Origin of the sequence: Streptomyces sp. NPDC005898, from assembly GCF_040629635.1 — a bacterium.
GTDB lineage: Bacteria > Actinomycetota > Actinomycetes > Streptomycetales > Streptomycetaceae > Streptomyces.
Map to the genome: position 1 here is coordinate 129,705 of NZ_JBEXWC010000005.1, position 14,916 is coordinate 144,620.

Below are 14,916 nucleotides of genomic sequence, written 5' to 3' on the forward strand. Positions count from 1 at the left end.
AGGATGCTACCCCGCATCTCGTCACTCTGACGATTTCGTGGGCCCGTTTGTGCGAGTGCCCCACCGAGGTGGCAGCATGGGCGTGTGAGTACGGCTCCCGCAGAGATCACCCGCCCGGAATCGGACGAGGAGACGTTCGTCGTCCCCGAGCCGGACGTCCCCTGGATCACGCTCGTGCACAACGACCCCGTGAACCTCATGAGCTATGTGACGTACGTGTTCCAGACGTACTTCGGGTACTCCAAGGAGAAGGCCACCAAGCTGATGATGGACGTGCACGAGAAGGGCCGCGCGGTCGTCTCCACCGGCTCCCGCGAGGAGATGGAGCGCGACGTGCAGGCCATGCACGGGTACGGGCTGTGGGCCACCCTTCAGCAGGACCGCAAGTAGCGGCGGACCGGAAGCAGCGACGCATCTGATGCCTGGACACTTCGAACCGATCCCCGGGGGCGGCGCCGCCGTCGCGCTCGACGAGGTCGAGATCTCGATCATCCGTTCCCTCGCCGTGCAGCTCCTGGAGCTGATCGGGCCCGGCCCCGGCGGGGAGCCCGGGGACGACCCGCTGGCCGAGCTGTTCGCCCAGGGGCCGAGCGAGCCGCCCGCCGACCCCGTGCTGCAGCGCCTGCTGCCGGACGCGTACGGGGGCCCCGGCAGTGAGACCGGGGACGTCGGGCGCGAGGACGAACTGCGCGCGTATTCGGCCGAGTTCCGCCGGTTCACGGAGAACGACCTGCGGGCCAAGAAGCGGGAGGACGCGCTGGTCGTGATCCGTTCGCTGGACGCGATGGCGTCCCCGGGCGAGGGCGGAGCTGTCCTGAAACTGTCGGTCGAGGAGTCGCGGCACTGGCTCGGGGCACTCAATGACCTGCGGCTCGCGATCGGCACGCGCCTGGAGGTCACCGACGAGGAGGACGCCGATCTGCTCTACCGGCTGCCGGACGCGGATCCGCGCAAGCCGATGGTGATGGCGTACCTCTGGCTCGGCGGACTGCAGGAGACGCTGGTCGGGACGTTGCTGGACTGAGCGGGGGCCGAAAATGGGTGCATAGGACAGCTGCATTTGCTGTACAGGGCACCTTCTGTTCACATGGCGGTCCGTTCGCTCAGCGGACGCTCAAATCCGGATAACGATCCCGTCACTTCATTGTCCGGTTATACGCACCAAGGCGGACTTTGTCCGCTTCTCCCTGTGGTGTGCGCCACAGGTGGCCGATTCCCTCACTGTTGCCGCCGTGATAAATCTTCACGACCGCTCGGTGACGCCACCCATGTCACCGAGGGCGCTCGGGCCGGCAGACCGCCGGTAGCACTCCATACATATCCGGGGGGATCAGGACCTGATCCGCAGCCATCAACGCGAGACGCGGGCGCGGATCAGCATGGAGAAAGGCGTCACCATGACCTCAGTGCAGGTCGAAGAGCAGCACGACGGGCACGACGGCGATGGTGCCGTGCAGGCCGCGGGCGGCCCGTCCGGCGAGGGCTACCAGCGTGGTCTGGGGGCCCGGCAGATCCAGATGATCGCGATCGGCGGTGCCATCGGCACCGGCCTGTTCCTCGGCGCGGGCAAGGCCATCCACAAGGCCGGCCCCAGCCTCATCCTGGCGTACGCCATCGCGGGCCTCGTCATCTTCTTCATCATGCGGGCGCTCGGCGAGCTCCTCATGTACCGCCCCGTGTCGGGCTCCTTCTCGGAGTACGCGCGCGAATTCATGGGCCCGTTCTTCGGCTTCGTGACCGGCTGGACGTACTGGCTCTTCTGGGTCGTCACCGGCATCACGGAAGTCACGGCGGCCGCCCAGTACATGCAGTACTGGACCCATGGCTCCATCCCGCAATGGGCCTACGCGCTGATCTTCACGGTCATCCTGTACGGCGCGAACCTCATCTCCGTGAAGCTCTTCGGCGAGCTGGAGTTCTGGTTCTCGATGGTCAAGGTCACCGCCATCATCGGCATGATCCTGATCTGCGTCGGCATCCTCACCATCGGCTTCTCCGACGCCGGTGACACCGCCTCCGTGGCCCACCTGTGGAACCAGGGCGGTTTCTTCCCCAACGGCATCGGCTCCACGCTGATGACGCTGCAGATCGTGATGTTCGCCTTCCTCGCCGTCGAGCTGGTCGGCGTCACCGCGGGCGAGTCCAAGGACCCGAAGACCGTCCTGCCCAAGGCCATCAACACCGTGCCGTGGCGCATCGCCGTCTTCTACGTCGGCGCGCTGATCATGATCCTGTCGGTCGTGCCGTGGACGCACTTCAAGCCCGGCGTCTCGCCGTTCGTCGCGGCCTTCGAGGAGATGGGCCTCGGCATCGGCGCCGCGATCGTGAACTTCGTGGTCCTCACCGCCGCGCTCTCCTCCTGCAACTCCGGCATGTACTCCACCGGCCGCATGCTGCGCGACCTGGCGCTCAACGGCCAGGGCCCGAAGTTCTTCACCAGGCTCACGAAGAACGGCCTGCCGCTGATCGGCACCACCGCCTCCGCCGCGTGCATGCTGGTCGGCGTCTGGATCAACTACCAGTGGCCCGGCAAGGCGTTCACCTACGTCGTCTCCTTCGCGACCATCTCCGGCATGTGGGCCTGGATCATGATCCTGGCGTGCCAGATCCGCTACCGCCGCAAGGCCGACCGCGGTGAGCTGCCGCAGTCCACCTTCCGGGCGCCCGGAGCCCCGTACACGAGCTGGTTCGCGCTCCTGTTCATCGGCATGGTCATCGTGATGATGGGCATCGACGAGGACAACCGGATCTCGCTGTACGCCGCTCCGGTGTGGGTCGCGATCCTCGCGGGCTCCTACCTGATCCTCAAGAAGCGCAACCCGGAGGCCGCCGCCTTCAACAAGCGCAAGACCCCCGCCGTCGCCTCCGCCGGCGAACCGGGCGCCAAGGACTGACACCCGCCCCTCGGGGCACCTGTCCAGCATTCGGGCCCGCCCGTACCGCATTCCGGTACGGTGCGGGCCCTCTGCTTATCCTGACTGCCATGCTGACCCTGACCCAGGCCCTCCACGACCAGATCGTCGCGCACGCGCGCCAGGACCACCCCGACGAGGCCTGCGGCGTGGTCGCGGGCCCCGCCGGCACCGACCGCCCCGAGCGGTTCATCCCGATGCTGAACGCCGCCCGCTCGCCCACGTTCTACGAGTTCGACTCGGGCGACCTGCTCAAGCTCTACCGCGAGATGGACGACCGCGACGAGGAGCCGGTGATCGTCTACCACTCGCACACCGCGACCGAGGCCTACCCCTCCCGCACCGACATCACCTACGCCAACGAGCCAGGCGCCCACTACGTCCTGGTCTCCACCGCCGACACCGACGACGCGGGCCCCTTCCAGTTCCGCTCGTTCCGCATCGTGGACGGCGAGGTCACCGAGGAAGAGGTGCGCGTGGTCCAGGCATACTGAGCCCGACATCCTCGGGCGGCGGGAGCCAGGAAGCCGGTGCGAATCCGGCACGGTCCCGCCACTGTGACCCCACCCCCGCACCGGGGGCGGGGGAGTCAGGAACTGACCTGCCGCCCGCACTCCACGCAACGCGGGGGACGCGGAAATCCCCCGGAGGAGGCAGTTCAGCCATGTCCCGAGCCCTGCGCGCCCTGACCGCCGCCGCCCTGCTCGTCCCGCTCGCCGCGTGCTCCTCGTCCGCACCCGATGACGCCGGGCCCGCCGCCGAGGCCGCCGGATTCCCGTACACCGTCACCAACTGCGGTGTGCGGACGACGTACGAGGCACCCCCCGAGCGGGCCGTCACCATGAACCAGCACGCCACCGAGGTGATGCTGGAACTGGGCCTGGCGGACCGCCTCGTCGGCACCGCCTACCTCGACGACAAGGTCCTGCCGAAGTACGAGAAGGCGTACGAGTCCGTCCCCGTGCTCGCCGAGGAGTACCCCTCCTACGAGAAGCTCCTCGCCACCGACCCCGACTTCGTCTACGGGGGTTACGCCAGCGCCTTCCTCGCCGGCGACGGCCGCAGCCGCTCCGCGCTCGCCGAGTCCGGCATCGAGAGCCGCCTCAACGTCGAGGGGTGCGCGAAGCGAGCCGTCTCCATGGACGACGTCTACCGCGAGGTGCGCGAGGTCGGCTCGACCTTCGGGGTGCGCGAGCGCGCGGACACGTGGGTGAGCGGCGCGAAGCGGGAGCTGGCCGCCACCGAGCAGAAGACGAAGGGCGGGAAGCCGGCGTCCGTCTTCGTCTACGACAGCGGCGACAAGACGGCGTTCACGCTGGGCGGCCGGGGCATCGGCAACGACATCGTCGAGCGGGCGGGCGGCCGCAACGTCTTCGCCGACCTCGGCAGGTCCTTCGGCGACGCGTCCTGGGAGAAGGTCGTCGAACGCAAGCCGGAGGTCGTCGTGATCCTCGACTACGGCGCCACGAGCGTCGCCCAGAAGAAGAAGCGCCTCCTCGACGACCCGGTCCTGGCGGACGTCCCCGCGATCAGGAACAAGCGGTTCGCGGTGCTTCCCCTGTCGGACGTGGTGACAGGAGTACGAGCCCCGGAGGCGGTGCGAAAGCTGGCGGCCCAGCTGTGAGCACCCCCCAGCGCGTCCGGCGCCTGATCCAGCCCGGGGAAGGCAAAATCCAGCCCGGGGGAGGCAAATTCCAGCCCGTCCGGCGCCTCTTCCAGCCCGGGGGAGGCAAATTCCAGCCCGTCCGGCGTTTGAGGACGAGCCCGAAGGGCGATCGACCGAGCCACAGGGGGCGCCGCCTCCTGATACTGACGGGACTGACCGCAGCCCTAGCGGCAGCGACCGTCGCAGGCCTGGCCCTGGGCTCCGTACCCATCCCCCCGTCCCACGTCCTGGACATCCTGACGGGCCGCGCGGAACCCTCCCCGTTCCGCACCATCGTCCTGGACGTAAGACTCCCCAGAGTCATACTGGGCGCCACCGTAGGAGCCGGACTGGCAGTCATCGGCACCGTCCTGCAGGCCCTCGTCCGCAACCCCCTCGCGGACCCCTTCCTGCTCGGCGTCTCCTCGGGCGCCTCCGTCGGCGCGGTCTCGGCGATCGTCCTCGGCGGCGTCTTCGGCCTGGGCGCGGCTCTCAGCACCGCCGTCACCGTCCCCGCCGCCTCCTTCGCGGGCGCCCTGATCTCCCTGGCCCTCGTCTACGCCCTGGCCAGAAGCGGCGGCGGAGGCTTCGCCACCGGCCGCCTGATCCTCGCCGGGGTCGCCGTCTCGTACATCCTGTCCGCCCTGACCAGCCTCATCCTCGTCACCGCGGACAGCGCCGACCAGCTCAAGGAAGTCCTGTACTGGACGCTCGGCGGGCTCGGCGGCGCCCGCTGGGACATGCTCGCCCTGCCCTGCGCCGTCCTGACCGCCGGCACGCTCCTGCTGGTGGCACTGGCCCGGCCCCTGGACCTGCTGCTCGTCGGCGAGGAGGGCGCCACCGTCCTCGGCCTGGACACCGCCCGTTTCCGCGCCGCCGTCTTCGTCCTCGCCTCGCTCCTGACCGGCGTCCTCGTCGCGTACAGCGGCGCCATCGGGTTCGTCGGCCTGCTGGTGCCGCACGCCGCCCGCATGCTGGTCGGCGCCGCGCACCGGCCGCTGCTGCCGGTGGCGGCGCTCCTGGGCGCGGTGTTCCTGGTCGTCGCGGACCTCGCCGCGCGCACGGTGGCCGCCCCGCAGGACATCCCGGTCGGCGTGCTCACCGCGCTGACGGGCGGCCCGTTCTTCCTGTGGCTGCTGCGCGGGAGCCACCGCCACGAGGGGGTGGCCGCGTGACGCTGCGCGCCGAGGACGTCGGCTACCGCACGCCCGCCGGGGCGCGGCTGCTCGACGGTGTGTGCCTGACCGTCGCCGAGGGCGAGACCGTGGGCGTCGTCGGCCCCAACGGCAGCGGCAAGACGACGCTGCTGCGCTGCGTGTACGGGGCGCTCGCCCCGTCCGAGGGCCGCGTCCTGCTGGACGGCGCCGACCTGGCCGGGCTCGGCGCCAAGGCCCGCGCGCGGCGCATCGCCGCCGTGCCGCAGGACGGGCAGGCGGGCTTCGACCTCACCGTCCGGCAGATCGTCGCCATGGGCCGCTCCCCGCACAAGCGGTTCTGGGAGGGGGACACCGGGCGGGACGAGGAACTGGTGCGGACCGCCCTCGCCCGCGTCGGCGCGGACGCTCTCGCCGAGCGCTCCTTCGCGGGGCTCTCCGGGGGCGAGCGCCAACGCGCGCTGGTGGCCCGGGCCTTGGTGCAGCGGCCCGCCGTCCTGGTCCTCGACGAGCCGACCAACCACCTCGACATCCGCTACCAGCTGGAGATCCTCTCCCTGGTCGGCGCCCTCGGCACGACCAATCTCCTGGCCCTGCACGACCTGAATCTCGCCGCCTACTTCTGCGACCGCCTCTACGTCCTGCGGGCCGGCCGGGTGGCCGCGTCCGGCACCCCCGAACAGGTCCTGACCAGCGAGATGCTCGCCGAGGTGTACGGCGTGACGGCGGAGGTCGCGGTACACCCCGCGACCGGGGCGCCGACGGTCACCTACCTCCCGGCATCCAGGTGATGGACGGAAAACATCCACCATGTGAGATCACATTCCAGGACCCGGACCGGGAATCGATACGATGAGCGCATGGTTTCCCACGACGTGAGCGACAAGATGCCGGGCATGCTGCTCGTGGCGCGTCTGCACGTCGACCTGTGCAGGCTCAGCAGCGCCATCTGTTCGCGCTGACCCCTGCCGCCGTACGGCCAGCGACGGGCCGCGGCGCCCCACCGCGTACGACCGCGCACACCGGTGCACGAGCACGGCCGGACCGCCGCGCGCCCCCTCACCTGAACCTTCCGACAGGAGCCCTCAGCCATGGCCATCGAGGTCCGCATCCCCACCATCCTCCGCAGCTACACCGACGGCGAGAAGGCCGTCCAGGGCAGCGGCGACACCCTCGCCGAGCTCTTCACCGACCTCGACTCGCGGCACGCGGGCATCGCCGAGCGCATCGTCGACGACGGCAAGCTGCGCCGCTTCGTGAACGTGTACCTCAACGACGAGGACGTCCGCTTCCTCGACGGCATCTCCACCAAGCTCGCCGACGGCGACAACGTCACGATCCTGCCGGCCGTCGCCGGCGGCATGGTCTAGGCCCGATCCCGGATGCCTCGCTACGACTCCCCGCTCGCCGCGGTCGGCAACACGCCGCTCGTACGCCTGCCGCGCCTGTCCCCCTCGGACTCCGTCCGCATCTGGGCCAAGCTGGAGGACCGCAACCCGACCGGTTCCGTCAAGGACCGGCCGGCCCTCCACATGGTCGAACAGGCCGAGAAGGACGGCCGGTTGACGCCCGGCTGCACGATCCTGGAGCCGACCTCCGGCAACACCGGCATCTCGCTCGCCATGGCCGCCCGGCTCAAGGGCTACCGCATCGTGTGCGTCATGCCGGAGAACACCTCCCAGGAGCGGCGCGACCTGCTCGCCATGTGGGGCGCCGAGATCATCTCCTCGCCGGCCGCGGGCGGCTCCAACACCGCGGTCCGCGTCGCCAAGGAGCTGGCGGCCGAGCATCCGGACTGGGTCATGCTCTACCAGTACGGCAACCCCGACAACGCCGGCGCCCACTACGCCACCACGGGCCCGGAGATCTACGCCGACCTGCCCTCCATCACCCACTTCGTGGCGGGCCTCGGCACCACCGGCACCCTCATGGGCGTCGGCCGCTACCTGCGCGAGCAGAAGCCCGACATCAAGATCGTCGCCGCCGAACCGCGCTACGACGACCTCGTCTACGGCCTGCGCAACCTCGACGAGGGCTTCGTCCCCGAGCTGTACGACGCCTCCGTGCTGACCACCCGCTTCTCCGTCGGCTCCGCCGACGCGGTGACGCGCACCCGCGAACTCCTCCAGCAGGAGGGCATCTTCGCGGGCGTCTCCACGGGCGCCGCGCTGCACGCGGCGATCGGCGTCGGAAAGAAGGCCGTCAAGGCCAAGGAGAGCGCCGACATCGTCTTCGTCGTCGCCGACGGCGGCTGGAAGTACCTCTCGACGGGCGTCTACACCGCCCCGACCACCGAGGCGGCCATCGAGACGCTGCACGGCCAGCTCTGGGCCTGACCCGCAGCCGCCGAAGGGACCGGGCCGGCTCCTCCCCGCCTGCGAGGAGTGGGCCCCGGGGCGAAAGCCCCGGGCGGAGGGGATGGCGGCTCAGTCCGCCAGATACCGCACCTGGTCCCACAGGACCGGGTCCACCACCCCGGCCCGGCGCCGGAACTCCCACAGCGGCACGTCCCGCAGCTCGTCGGTCTCCAGGAAGCTGGCCCGCCCCTCCGCGTCGCCCACCGAACCCGGCGGCAGCGGGATCACCCCCGCCCGCTCCTCGTGGAACTTGCTGGTGATCTTCGCGACGCGCGCCCGCTCCCCGCGCACCGAGAGGACCAGGCACGGCCGGTCCTTCCCGCCGGGCCCGTCCTCATAGGGCACCCGCGCCCACCAGATCTCCGCGGGCCGCGGCGCGGGCAGCCGCCGCCGGGGCCCCCGGGGCGGCCGCGAGGGCCCGGAGGGACGGGTGCTCGACCGCCGGGGGCCCCGGCCCCAGCCGTCGACCAGCGCGACGACGAGGGCGAGCACCACCACGGCGGCCAGCGCGAGCCACCAGGACGTGTCCATGGGCACGACCGTACCGGCGCACCCGCCCGCACGCCCACCACTCCCCCCGCCCCAAGCGCCACCCGAACCGGTGACACCGCAGGTGAGTTCCCCCACAACGCCCCGCGACGGAGGAGCGACCCGACCTTTCGCGCCTTACGCTCGACGGACCGCACACCCACCCCCCAGCTCTTTCGCCAGCGCGGAGGTTCCAGCTTCATGAAGCTCACCGTCGTCGGCTGCTCGGGGTCGTTTCCGTCCGCGGAGTCGGCCTGCTCGAGCTACCTCGTAGAGGCCGACGGCTTCCGGTTGCTGCTCGACATGGGCAATGGCGCCCTGGGCGAGCTGCAGCGCCACATCGGTCTGTACGACCTCGACGCGATCTTCCTCAGCCACCTGCACGCCGATCACTGCATCGACATGTGCGCGTACTTCGTGGCGCGCTACTACCGGCACGACGGCGGCCGCTGCGCCCCCCTGCCGGTCTACGGCCCCGAGGGCACCGAACAGCGTCTGACCACCGCGTACGCCGACACGCCCTCGGCCTCCTCGATGAGCGAGGTCTTCGACTTCCACACGGTCAAACCGGCCTCCTTCGACATCGGCCCGTTCGCCGTGCGCACCGAGAGGGTGCGCCACCCCGTGGAGGCGTACGCCATCCGCGTCGAGCACGGGGGCAGGTCCCTCACGTACTCGGGGGACACGGGCAGCTGCGAGAGCCTGGACGAACTCGCCCTCGGCACGGACCTGTTCCTGTGCGAGGCGGCCTTCACCCACGGCAAGGAGGACATCCCCGACCTGCACCTCAACGGCCGCGAGGCGGGCGAGTGCGCGCAGCGGGCCGGCGCGGGAAAGCTGCTGCTCACCCACATCCCGCCGTGGACGGACCCCCGGGTGAACCTCGCGGACGCCCGCGCGGTGTACGACGGCCCGACGGAGCTCGCGGCACCCGGAGCGACGTACGAGGTGTGACCCCGCGCCCGCGCCCGGCTCTTTCTTCGCGCCGCACGCACGGCGAAGGCCCCGGAACCGTCCTGGTCCCGGGGCCTTCGCGTGAGCGGGGTGAGGCCTACGCCTTGGTGAGGTCCTCGACCTCCTCCTCGGGCTCACGGCCCGGGGTCGGCAGGTCGAACCGCTGGATCGCGAAGCGGAACACGACGTAGTACACGGCCGCGAAGACCAGGCCGATGGGGATGATCAGCCACGGCTTCTCGGCGAACTTCCAGTTCAGGACGTAGTCGATCGCGCCGGCCGAGAAGGTGAAGCCGTGGTGCACGCCGAGCGCCCAGGTCACCGCCATGGCGAGGGCCGTCAGCAGCGCGTGGACCACGTACAGCACCGGGGCGATGAACATGAACGCGAACTCGATCGGCTCCGTGATGCCGGTGACGAACGAGGTCAGCGCCAGCGACATCATCATGCCGCCGACCACCTTGCGGCGCTCGGGGCGGGCCGTGTGGGTGATGGCGAGCGCCACCGCGGGCAGCGCGAACATCATGATCGGGAAGAAGCCCGACATGAACTGGCCGGCCGTCGGGTCGCCGTGCATGAAGCGCTGGATGTCGCCGTGCCAGACGGCGCCCGCGGAGTCGGTGAAGGAGCCGATCTCCTGCCAGGCGACGGTGTTCACGAACTGGTGCATGCCGACGGGCAGCAGGGCGCGGTTGACCACGCCGAAGATGCCGGCGCCGACCGAGCCGAGACCGGTCATCCACTCACCGAAGTTGGTGATGGCGTCGCCGACCGGGCCCCAGGCCAGACCGAAGAGCACGCCCATCGCGGTGCCGATGAACGCCATGATGATGGGCACGAGGCGGCGGCCGTTGAAGAAGCCGAGCCAGTCCACCAGCTTGGTGCGGTGGAACCGCTGCCACACGACGGCGGAGATCAGGCCCATGACGATGCCGCCGAGGACCTTCGGGTCGTTGTAGGTCGCGGGTATGTCCGCGCCCTTCTGGATCTTCAACTCGGTGACCGGGAACGCGGTCAGCACGTTCTTGTAGACCAGGAAGCCGACCAGCGCGGCGAGCGCGGTGGAGCCGTCCGCCTTCTTGGCGAAGCCGATCGCGACACCGATGCAGAACAGCAGCGGCATGTTCGCGAAGACGGCGTCTCCCGCCGTGGCGAAGACCGTGGCGACCTTGCCCCAGCCCAGCCCGTCGGCGCCGAACACGTCCGGCTGGCCCAGGCGGAGCAGGATGCCCGCCGCAGGGAGCACCGCGATCGGCAGCTGCAGGCTGCGCCCGACTTTCTGCAGGCCCTGGAACAGGCCGGAGCCCCGCTTCTTCGCGGGCGCCGCCTTGGCGGTGGCCGTACTCATGTCTTCCTCCATGTGCGGGCGCTGTCGGGGACAGTTGGGGGTGGACAGCACCCAGGTGGTCTACACCACTCACTGGTGTAGACCTGTTGTAGCACGGTGAAGGTGACGTAAGGAACCCGTGATTCCTGTGGGCTCGGCCATATCCGGACAGGGCGGACCAAAGGCCCTCGGACGGCACGGTCCAAGGGCCTCAAACGGAGGGAGAACAGAGGCTACCCGCAGCGCGCGACTAGGCCTTCGTCTGCTCCCGGTCCAGCGCCTCCGCCTCCTCTTCCGGCTCCCGCCCCGGGGTCGCCAGATCGAACTTCGTGATGACGAAGCGGAACACGAAGTAGTACACGACACCGAAGCCCAGGCCGATCAACAGGATCAGCCACGGTCTCGTCGCCAGACTCCAGTTGATCACGTAGTCGATCAGCCCCGCCGAGAAGCTGAAACCGTCCTTCACGCCGAGCCCCCACGTCACCGCCATCGAGACCCCCGTGAGCACCGCGTGCAGCACGTACAGCAGCGGCGCGATGAACAGGAACGAGTACTCGATCGGCTCGGTGATGCCCGTGACGAACGACGTCAGACCGACCGACAGCATCATGCCGCCCACCACCTTGCGCCGCTCCGGCCGCGCGCAGTGCGTGATCGCCAGGGCCGCCGCCGGCAGCGCGAACATCATGATCGGGAAGAACCCCGAGGTGAACTGGCCCGCCGTCGGGTCCCCGGCCAGGAACCGGTTGATGTCCCCGTGCACCATCGTGCCGTCCGGCTTGGTGTAGTCGCCGAACTGGAACCACACGAAGGTGTTCAGGAACTGGTGCAGGCCCACCGTCAGCAGCGCGCGGTTCGCCACCCCGAAGATCCCCGAACCCAGCCAGCCCAGATCCACCAGCCACTTCGAGAAGCTGGTCAGCGCGTCACCGACCGGCGGCCAGATCCACACGCACAGCCCCGCGAAGAGCAGCCCGACGAAGGCCATGATGATCGGCACGAGCCGGCGGCCGTTGAAGAAGCCCAGCCAGTCCACCAGCTTCACCCGGTGGTAGCGCTGCCAGAACCACGCGGCGAGCAGCCCCATCACGATGCCGCCGAACACCCCCGGATTCTGGTACGCGGCCTGCGCGACCCGCCCGTCCTCCGCCACGCAGACCCCGCTCCACATCCCCGCCGCCCCGAACGTCGTGTCCGCCGGGCAGTCCTCGGGGAAGGCGCGCAGCACCGCGTAGTAGACGAGGAAACCGGCGACCGCCGCGAGCGCCGTCGAACCGTCCGCCTTCTTCGCCATGCCGATCGCGACCCCGACGCAGAACAGCAGCGGCAGCCCGAGCGAGGAGTCGAGCAGCGAGCCGCCCGCCGCCGCGAACACCTTGGCCACGCTCGTCCAGCCGAGGCCCTCGTCACCGAAGACGTCCGGCTGGCCGAGCCGGTTGAGGATGCCGGCCGCCGGGAGCACCGCGATGGGCAGCTGAAGGCTGCGGCCCATCTTCTGCAACCCCTGGAACAGGCCGTTCCACCACTTCTTCCGCGGCACCGCGGCGGCGTCGGAACTCATCGGCGTCCTCCCGGAACAGGCCAGGTTTGGCGGTCGTTGAAAACTGGTGTAGACCAGTTGGGAACGGGTGGAGAGCGCCGCCTCGACGCCACTCGACGCGGACGACACCTGGACCGTCATCCTCGGGCACCCACACCGTGACCGCCCGCGAAGATGGTCCAACCGTGCGTTAACGTGACACAGCGGACCTACGGCGTACGCACCTCCGACGTACGGAGGCCGCGTCCTTTGGAACCAGGGAGAAACACATGGCCACCAAGGCTGAGAAGATCGTCGCCGGGCTCGGCGGCATCGACAACATCGAAGAGGTCGAGGGCTGCATCACCCGCCTGCGCACCGAGGTCCACGACGCCGGCCTCGTCGACGACGCCGCCCTGAAGGCCGCCGGCGCCCACGGCGTCGTCAAGATGGGCACCGCGATCCAGGTCGTCATCGGCACCGACGCCGACCCGATCGCCGCCGACATCGAAGACATGATGTGAGCACCTGAACCCCGCGTTCACGCCCGAGGGGCCCTTCCCCGGCCGGAGAAGGGCCCCTCGCCCATGTCCCGATAGGCTCGCCCCCATGTCCTCTACGCCCCGCATCGACGGCCGCACCCCCGCACAACTCCGCCCCATCACCATCGAACGCGGCTGGAGCAAGCACGCCGAGGGTTCCGTCCTCATCTCCTTCGGCGACACCAAGGTCTTCTGCACCGCCTCCGTGACCGAAGGCGTCCCGCGCTGGCGCAAGGGCAGCGGCGAAGGCTGGGTCACCGCCGAATACTCGATGCTGCCCCGCTCCACCAACACCCGCGGCGACCGCGAAGCCGTCCGCGGCAAGATCGGCGGCCGCACCCACGAGATCAGCCGCCTCATCGGCCGCTCGCTGCGCGCCGTCATCGACTACAAGTCGCTCGGCGAGAACACCATCGTCCTGGACTGCGACGTCCTCCAGGCCGACGGCGGCACCCGCACCGCCGCCATCACCGGCGCCTACGTGGCCCTGGCCGACGCCGTCGCCTGGGCCCAGGGCAAGAAGCTCATCAAGGCCGGCCGCAAGCCCCTCACCGACACCGTCTCCGCCGTCTCCGTCGGCATCGTCGGCGGCGTACCGCTCCTCGACCTCTGCTACGAGGAGGACGTGAAGGCCGACACCGACATGAACGTCGTCTGCACCGGCGACGGCCGCTTCGTCGAGGTCCAGGGCACCGCCGAGGCCGAGCCCTTCGACCGCAAGGAGCTCAACGCCCTCCTCGACCTCGCCCTCGGCGGCTGCGAGGACCTCGCCGCCTTCCAGCGCGAGGCACTGGCCGCCACCCGCTGACCACGTACGGCGGGCGAGCAACCAACGACCCCCTGCCGGGCGTTGTAACAAGTACGGGCGCGCGGGCGAAGCCGGGCGCCCGTACGCACACGGGGAGGGACCCAACCATGGCCGCGCGCCACCGCCGTATCGCCACCGCTGTCGCCACAGCCCTGATCGCCGTACCGGCCGGCATCGGCCTCGTCGGCTGCGACGCCGTCTCCAAGGCCCTGGACTGCGTCCAGACCGCGGACACCATCGCCGACAGCGTCACCGACCTCCAGCAGGCCGTCGAGAACGCCGGTGACAACCCCGCCGAGGCCGACCGGGCGCTCGACGACATCGGCAAGAACCTCGACAAGATCAGCGACAAGACCGACGACACCGACGTCGACAAGGCCGTCGACGACCTCGACCGGGCCGTCGCCAACGTCCGCGACGCCATCGAGAAGGGCGACAGCACGCCCGACGTCACCCCCGTCACCGACGCGGCGGGCGAACTCACCAAGGTCTGCACGCCGTAGCGGCGGCCGACGCGGGGCGCTGGATACTGGGGGCATGACCCGCCTCATCCTCGCCACCCGCAACACCGGCAAGATCACGGAACTCCGGGCGATCCTCGCCGACGCAGGCCTCACCCACGAGCTCGTCGGCGCGGACGCCTACCCGCAGATCCCCGACGTCAAGGAGACCGGCGTCACCTTCGCCGAGAACGCCCTCCTCAAGGCCCACGCCCTCGCCCGCGCCACCGGGCTGCCCGCCGTCGCCGACGACTCCGGCCTGTGCGTCGACGTCCTCGGCGGCGCCCCCGGCATCTTCTCCGCCCGCTGGGCGGGCCGCCACGGCGACGACCGGGCGAACCTGGACCTGCTCCTCGCCCAGCTCGGCGACATCTCCGCCGAACACCGCGGCGCCCACTTCGCCTGCGCGGCGGCCCTCGCGCTCCCCGACGGCACGGAACGCGTGGTCGAGGGCCGCCTGCGCGGCACCCTGCGCACGACTCCCGCCGGCACCGGCGGCTTCGGCTACGACCCGATCCTCCAGCCGGAGGGAGAACCGCGCACGTGCGCGGAGCTGACGGCGGACGAGAAGAACGCGATCAGCCATCGCGGCAAGGCGTTCCGGGGGCTGGTGCCGGCGGTGCGGGAGTTGTTGGGCTGAGGCATGGTGAAGGGCGCGACGTAAAAC

17 protein-coding genes, 1 pseudogene and 1 riboswitch are annotated in these 14,916 nt (G+C 70.3%); of the genes and pseudogenes, 15 read left to right on the forward strand and 3 right to left on the reverse strand.

Features of this window, described 5'->3' with window-relative positions; translation table 11 throughout:
- The first annotated feature begins 84 nt into the window (after positions 1-84).
- From clpS to ABZ385_RS09630, 10 genes are all read left to right on the forward strand, one after another.
- Positions 85-390, forward strand: coding sequence for an ATP-dependent Clp protease adapter ClpS (gene clpS / locus ABZ385_RS09585; RefSeq protein WP_358580155.1), 306 nt, complete (start codon positions 85-87; stop codon positions 388-390).
- Positions 391-418: 28 nt separating this feature from the next.
- Complete coding sequence (locus tag ABZ385_RS09590) at positions 419-1,024, forward strand: DUF2017 domain-containing protein (protein WP_358580152.1); 606 nt, start codon at positions 419-421, stop codon at positions 1,022-1,024.
- A 373-nt stretch (positions 1,025-1,397) separates the two neighbouring features.
- The gene (locus tag ABZ385_RS09595; protein WP_358580150.1) at positions 1,398-2,894 is read left to right on the forward strand and encodes an amino acid permease; all 1,497 of its coding nucleotides are present in this window, start codon (positions 1,398-1,400) and stop codon (positions 2,892-2,894) included.
- Positions 2,895-2,983: 89 nt separating this feature from the next.
- Positions 2,984-3,406 (forward strand): M67 family metallopeptidase, encoded by a 423-nt coding sequence (locus ABZ385_RS09600; RefSeq protein WP_358580148.1) that lies wholly within the window; start codon positions 2,984-2,986, stop codon positions 3,404-3,406.
- A gap of 26 nt (positions 3,407-3,432) precedes the next feature.
- A riboswitch (cobalamin riboswitch) is annotated at positions 3,433-3,511 on the forward strand.
- A 65-nt stretch (positions 3,512-3,576) separates the two neighbouring features.
- On the forward strand, positions 3,577-4,536 hold the full coding sequence (locus ABZ385_RS09605) for an ABC transporter substrate-binding protein (RefSeq protein ID WP_358697353.1): 960 nt from the start codon (positions 3,577-3,579) through the stop codon (positions 4,534-4,536).
- 179 nt (positions 4,537-4,715) lie between these two features.
- On the forward strand, positions 4,716-5,732 hold the full coding sequence (locus ABZ385_RS09610; RefSeq protein WP_358910866.1) for an iron ABC transporter permease: 1,017 nt from the start codon (positions 4,716-4,718) through the stop codon (positions 5,730-5,732).
- Positions 5,729-6,502 (forward strand): ABC transporter ATP-binding protein, encoded by a 774-nt coding sequence (locus ABZ385_RS09615; protein ID WP_358910691.1) that lies wholly within the window; start codon positions 5,729-5,731, stop codon positions 6,500-6,502. Before ABZ385_RS09610 ends, ABZ385_RS09615 begins: the two co-directional genes overlap by 4 nt.
- Positions 6,503-6,571: 69 nt before the next feature.
- Positions 6,572-6,673 (forward strand): putative leader peptide, encoded by a 102-nt coding sequence (locus ABZ385_RS09620; protein ID WP_320590866.1) that lies wholly within the window; start codon positions 6,572-6,574, stop codon positions 6,671-6,673.
- Between the two features lie 129 nt (positions 6,674-6,802).
- Positions 6,803-7,081, forward strand: coding sequence for a MoaD/ThiS family protein (locus ABZ385_RS09625; protein ID WP_358580142.1), 279 nt, complete (start codon positions 6,803-6,805; stop codon positions 7,079-7,081).
- A gap of 12 nt (positions 7,082-7,093) precedes the next feature.
- On the forward strand, positions 7,094-8,047 hold the full coding sequence (locus ABZ385_RS09630; RefSeq protein ID WP_358580140.1) for a cysteine synthase: 954 nt from the start codon (positions 7,094-7,096) through the stop codon (positions 8,045-8,047).
- 90 nt (positions 8,048-8,137) lie between these two features.
- Here the strand turns inward: ABZ385_RS09630 and ABZ385_RS09635 are convergent, their stop codons facing one another.
- Positions 8,138-8,599, reverse strand: coding sequence for a type II toxin-antitoxin system PemK/MazF family toxin (locus ABZ385_RS09635; protein ID WP_358580138.1), 462 nt, complete (start codon positions 8,597-8,599; stop codon positions 8,138-8,140).
- 198 nt (positions 8,600-8,797) lie between these two features.
- On the opposite strand from ABZ385_RS09635, the gene ABZ385_RS09640 reads away from it, so the two are divergent.
- Positions 8,798-9,550, forward strand: coding sequence for an MBL fold metallo-hydrolase (locus ABZ385_RS09640; protein WP_358910693.1), 753 nt, complete (start codon positions 8,798-8,800; stop codon positions 9,548-9,550).
- Positions 9,551-9,647: 97 nt separating this feature from the next.
- Here ABZ385_RS09640 and ABZ385_RS09645 read toward each other — a convergent pair whose 3' ends face one another.
- Both ABZ385_RS09645 and ABZ385_RS09650 read right to left on the reverse strand, forming a co-directional pair.
- Positions 9,648-10,898 carry a PTS transporter subunit EIIC gene (locus ABZ385_RS09645; RefSeq protein ID WP_358580134.1) on the reverse strand — a complete coding sequence of 417 codons (1,251 nt, stop codon included), beginning with the start codon at positions 10,896-10,898 and terminating at the stop codon, positions 9,648-9,650.
- 229 nt (positions 10,899-11,127) lie between these two features.
- On the reverse strand, positions 11,128-12,441 hold the full coding sequence (locus ABZ385_RS09650; RefSeq protein ID WP_358580132.1) for a PTS transporter subunit EIIC: 1,314 nt from the start codon (positions 12,439-12,441) through the stop codon (positions 11,128-11,130).
- 242 nt (positions 12,442-12,683) lie between these two features.
- Here ABZ385_RS09650 and ABZ385_RS09655 point away from each other — a divergent pair.
- The 4 genes and pseudogenes from ABZ385_RS09655 to rdgB all read left to right on the forward strand — a co-directional run.
- Positions 12,684-12,923, forward strand: a pseudogene (locus tag ABZ385_RS09655) (PTS glucose/sucrose transporter subunit IIB); the annotation flags it as partial.
- An 85-nt stretch (positions 12,924-13,008) separates the two neighbouring features.
- Positions 13,009-13,749 carry a ribonuclease PH gene (gene rph, locus ABZ385_RS09660; protein ID WP_358580129.1) on the forward strand — a complete coding sequence of 247 codons (741 nt, stop codon included), beginning with the start codon at positions 13,009-13,011 and terminating at the stop codon, positions 13,747-13,749.
- A 107-nt stretch (positions 13,750-13,856) separates the two neighbouring features.
- On the forward strand, positions 13,857-14,252 hold the full coding sequence (locus ABZ385_RS09665) for a hypothetical protein (RefSeq protein ID WP_358910695.1): 396 nt from the start codon (positions 13,857-13,859) through the stop codon (positions 14,250-14,252).
- Between the two features lie 34 nt (positions 14,253-14,286).
- Positions 14,287-14,889: an RdgB/HAM1 family non-canonical purine NTP pyrophosphatase gene (gene rdgB, locus ABZ385_RS09670; protein WP_358580124.1), complete on the forward strand. Its 603-nt coding sequence runs from the start codon at positions 14,287-14,289 to the stop codon at positions 14,887-14,889.
- The last annotated feature ends 27 nt before the right edge of the window (positions 14,890-14,916 follow it).

What these genes read in the sequence shown, in the direction of transcription:
- ABZ385_RS09590 (WP_358580152.1), top strand. Translation starts at nt 419, where the DNA reads ATGCCTGGACACTTCGAACCGATCCCCGGGGGCGGCGCCGCCGTCGCG.
- ABZ385_RS09595 (WP_358580150.1), top strand. Translation starts at nt 1,398, where the DNA reads ATGACCTCAGTGCAGGTCGAAGAGCAGCACGACGGGCACGACGGCGAT.
- ABZ385_RS09600 (WP_358580148.1), top strand. Translation starts at nt 2,984, where the DNA reads ATGCTGACCCTGACCCAGGCCCTCCACGACCAGATCGTCGCGCACGCG.
- ABZ385_RS09605 (WP_358697353.1), top strand. Translation starts at nt 3,577, where the DNA reads ATGTCCCGAGCCCTGCGCGCCCTGACCGCCGCCGCCCTGCTCGTCCCG.
- ABZ385_RS09620 (WP_320590866.1), top strand. Translation starts at nt 6,572, where the DNA reads ATGGTTTCCCACGACGTGAGCGACAAGATGCCGGGCATGCTGCTCGTG.
- ABZ385_RS09625 (WP_358580142.1), top strand. Translation starts at nt 6,803, where the DNA reads ATGGCCATCGAGGTCCGCATCCCCACCATCCTCCGCAGCTACACCGAC.
- ABZ385_RS09630 (WP_358580140.1), top strand. Translation starts at nt 7,094, where the DNA reads ATGCCTCGCTACGACTCCCCGCTCGCCGCGGTCGGCAACACGCCGCTC.
- ABZ385_RS09635 (WP_358580138.1), bottom strand. Translation starts at nt 8,599, where the DNA reads ATGGACACGTCCTGGTGGCTCGCGCTGGCCGCCGTGGTGGTGCTCGCC.
- ABZ385_RS09640 (WP_358910693.1), top strand. Translation starts at nt 8,798, where the DNA reads ATGAAGCTCACCGTCGTCGGCTGCTCGGGGTCGTTTCCGTCCGCGGAG.
- ABZ385_RS09645 (WP_358580134.1), bottom strand. Translation starts at nt 10,898, where the DNA reads ATGAGTACGGCCACCGCCAAGGCGGCGCCCGCGAAGAAGCGGGGCTCC.
- ABZ385_RS09650 (WP_358580132.1), bottom strand. Translation starts at nt 12,441, where the DNA reads ATGAGTTCCGACGCCGCCGCGGTGCCGCGGAAGAAGTGGTGGAACGGC.
- rph (WP_358580129.1), top strand. Translation starts at nt 13,009, where the DNA reads ATGTCCTCTACGCCCCGCATCGACGGCCGCACCCCCGCACAACTCCGC.
- ABZ385_RS09665 (WP_358910695.1), top strand. Translation starts at nt 13,857, where the DNA reads ATGGCCGCGCGCCACCGCCGTATCGCCACCGCTGTCGCCACAGCCCTG.
- rdgB (WP_358580124.1), top strand. Translation starts at nt 14,287, where the DNA reads ATGACCCGCCTCATCCTCGCCACCCGCAACACCGGCAAGATCACGGAA.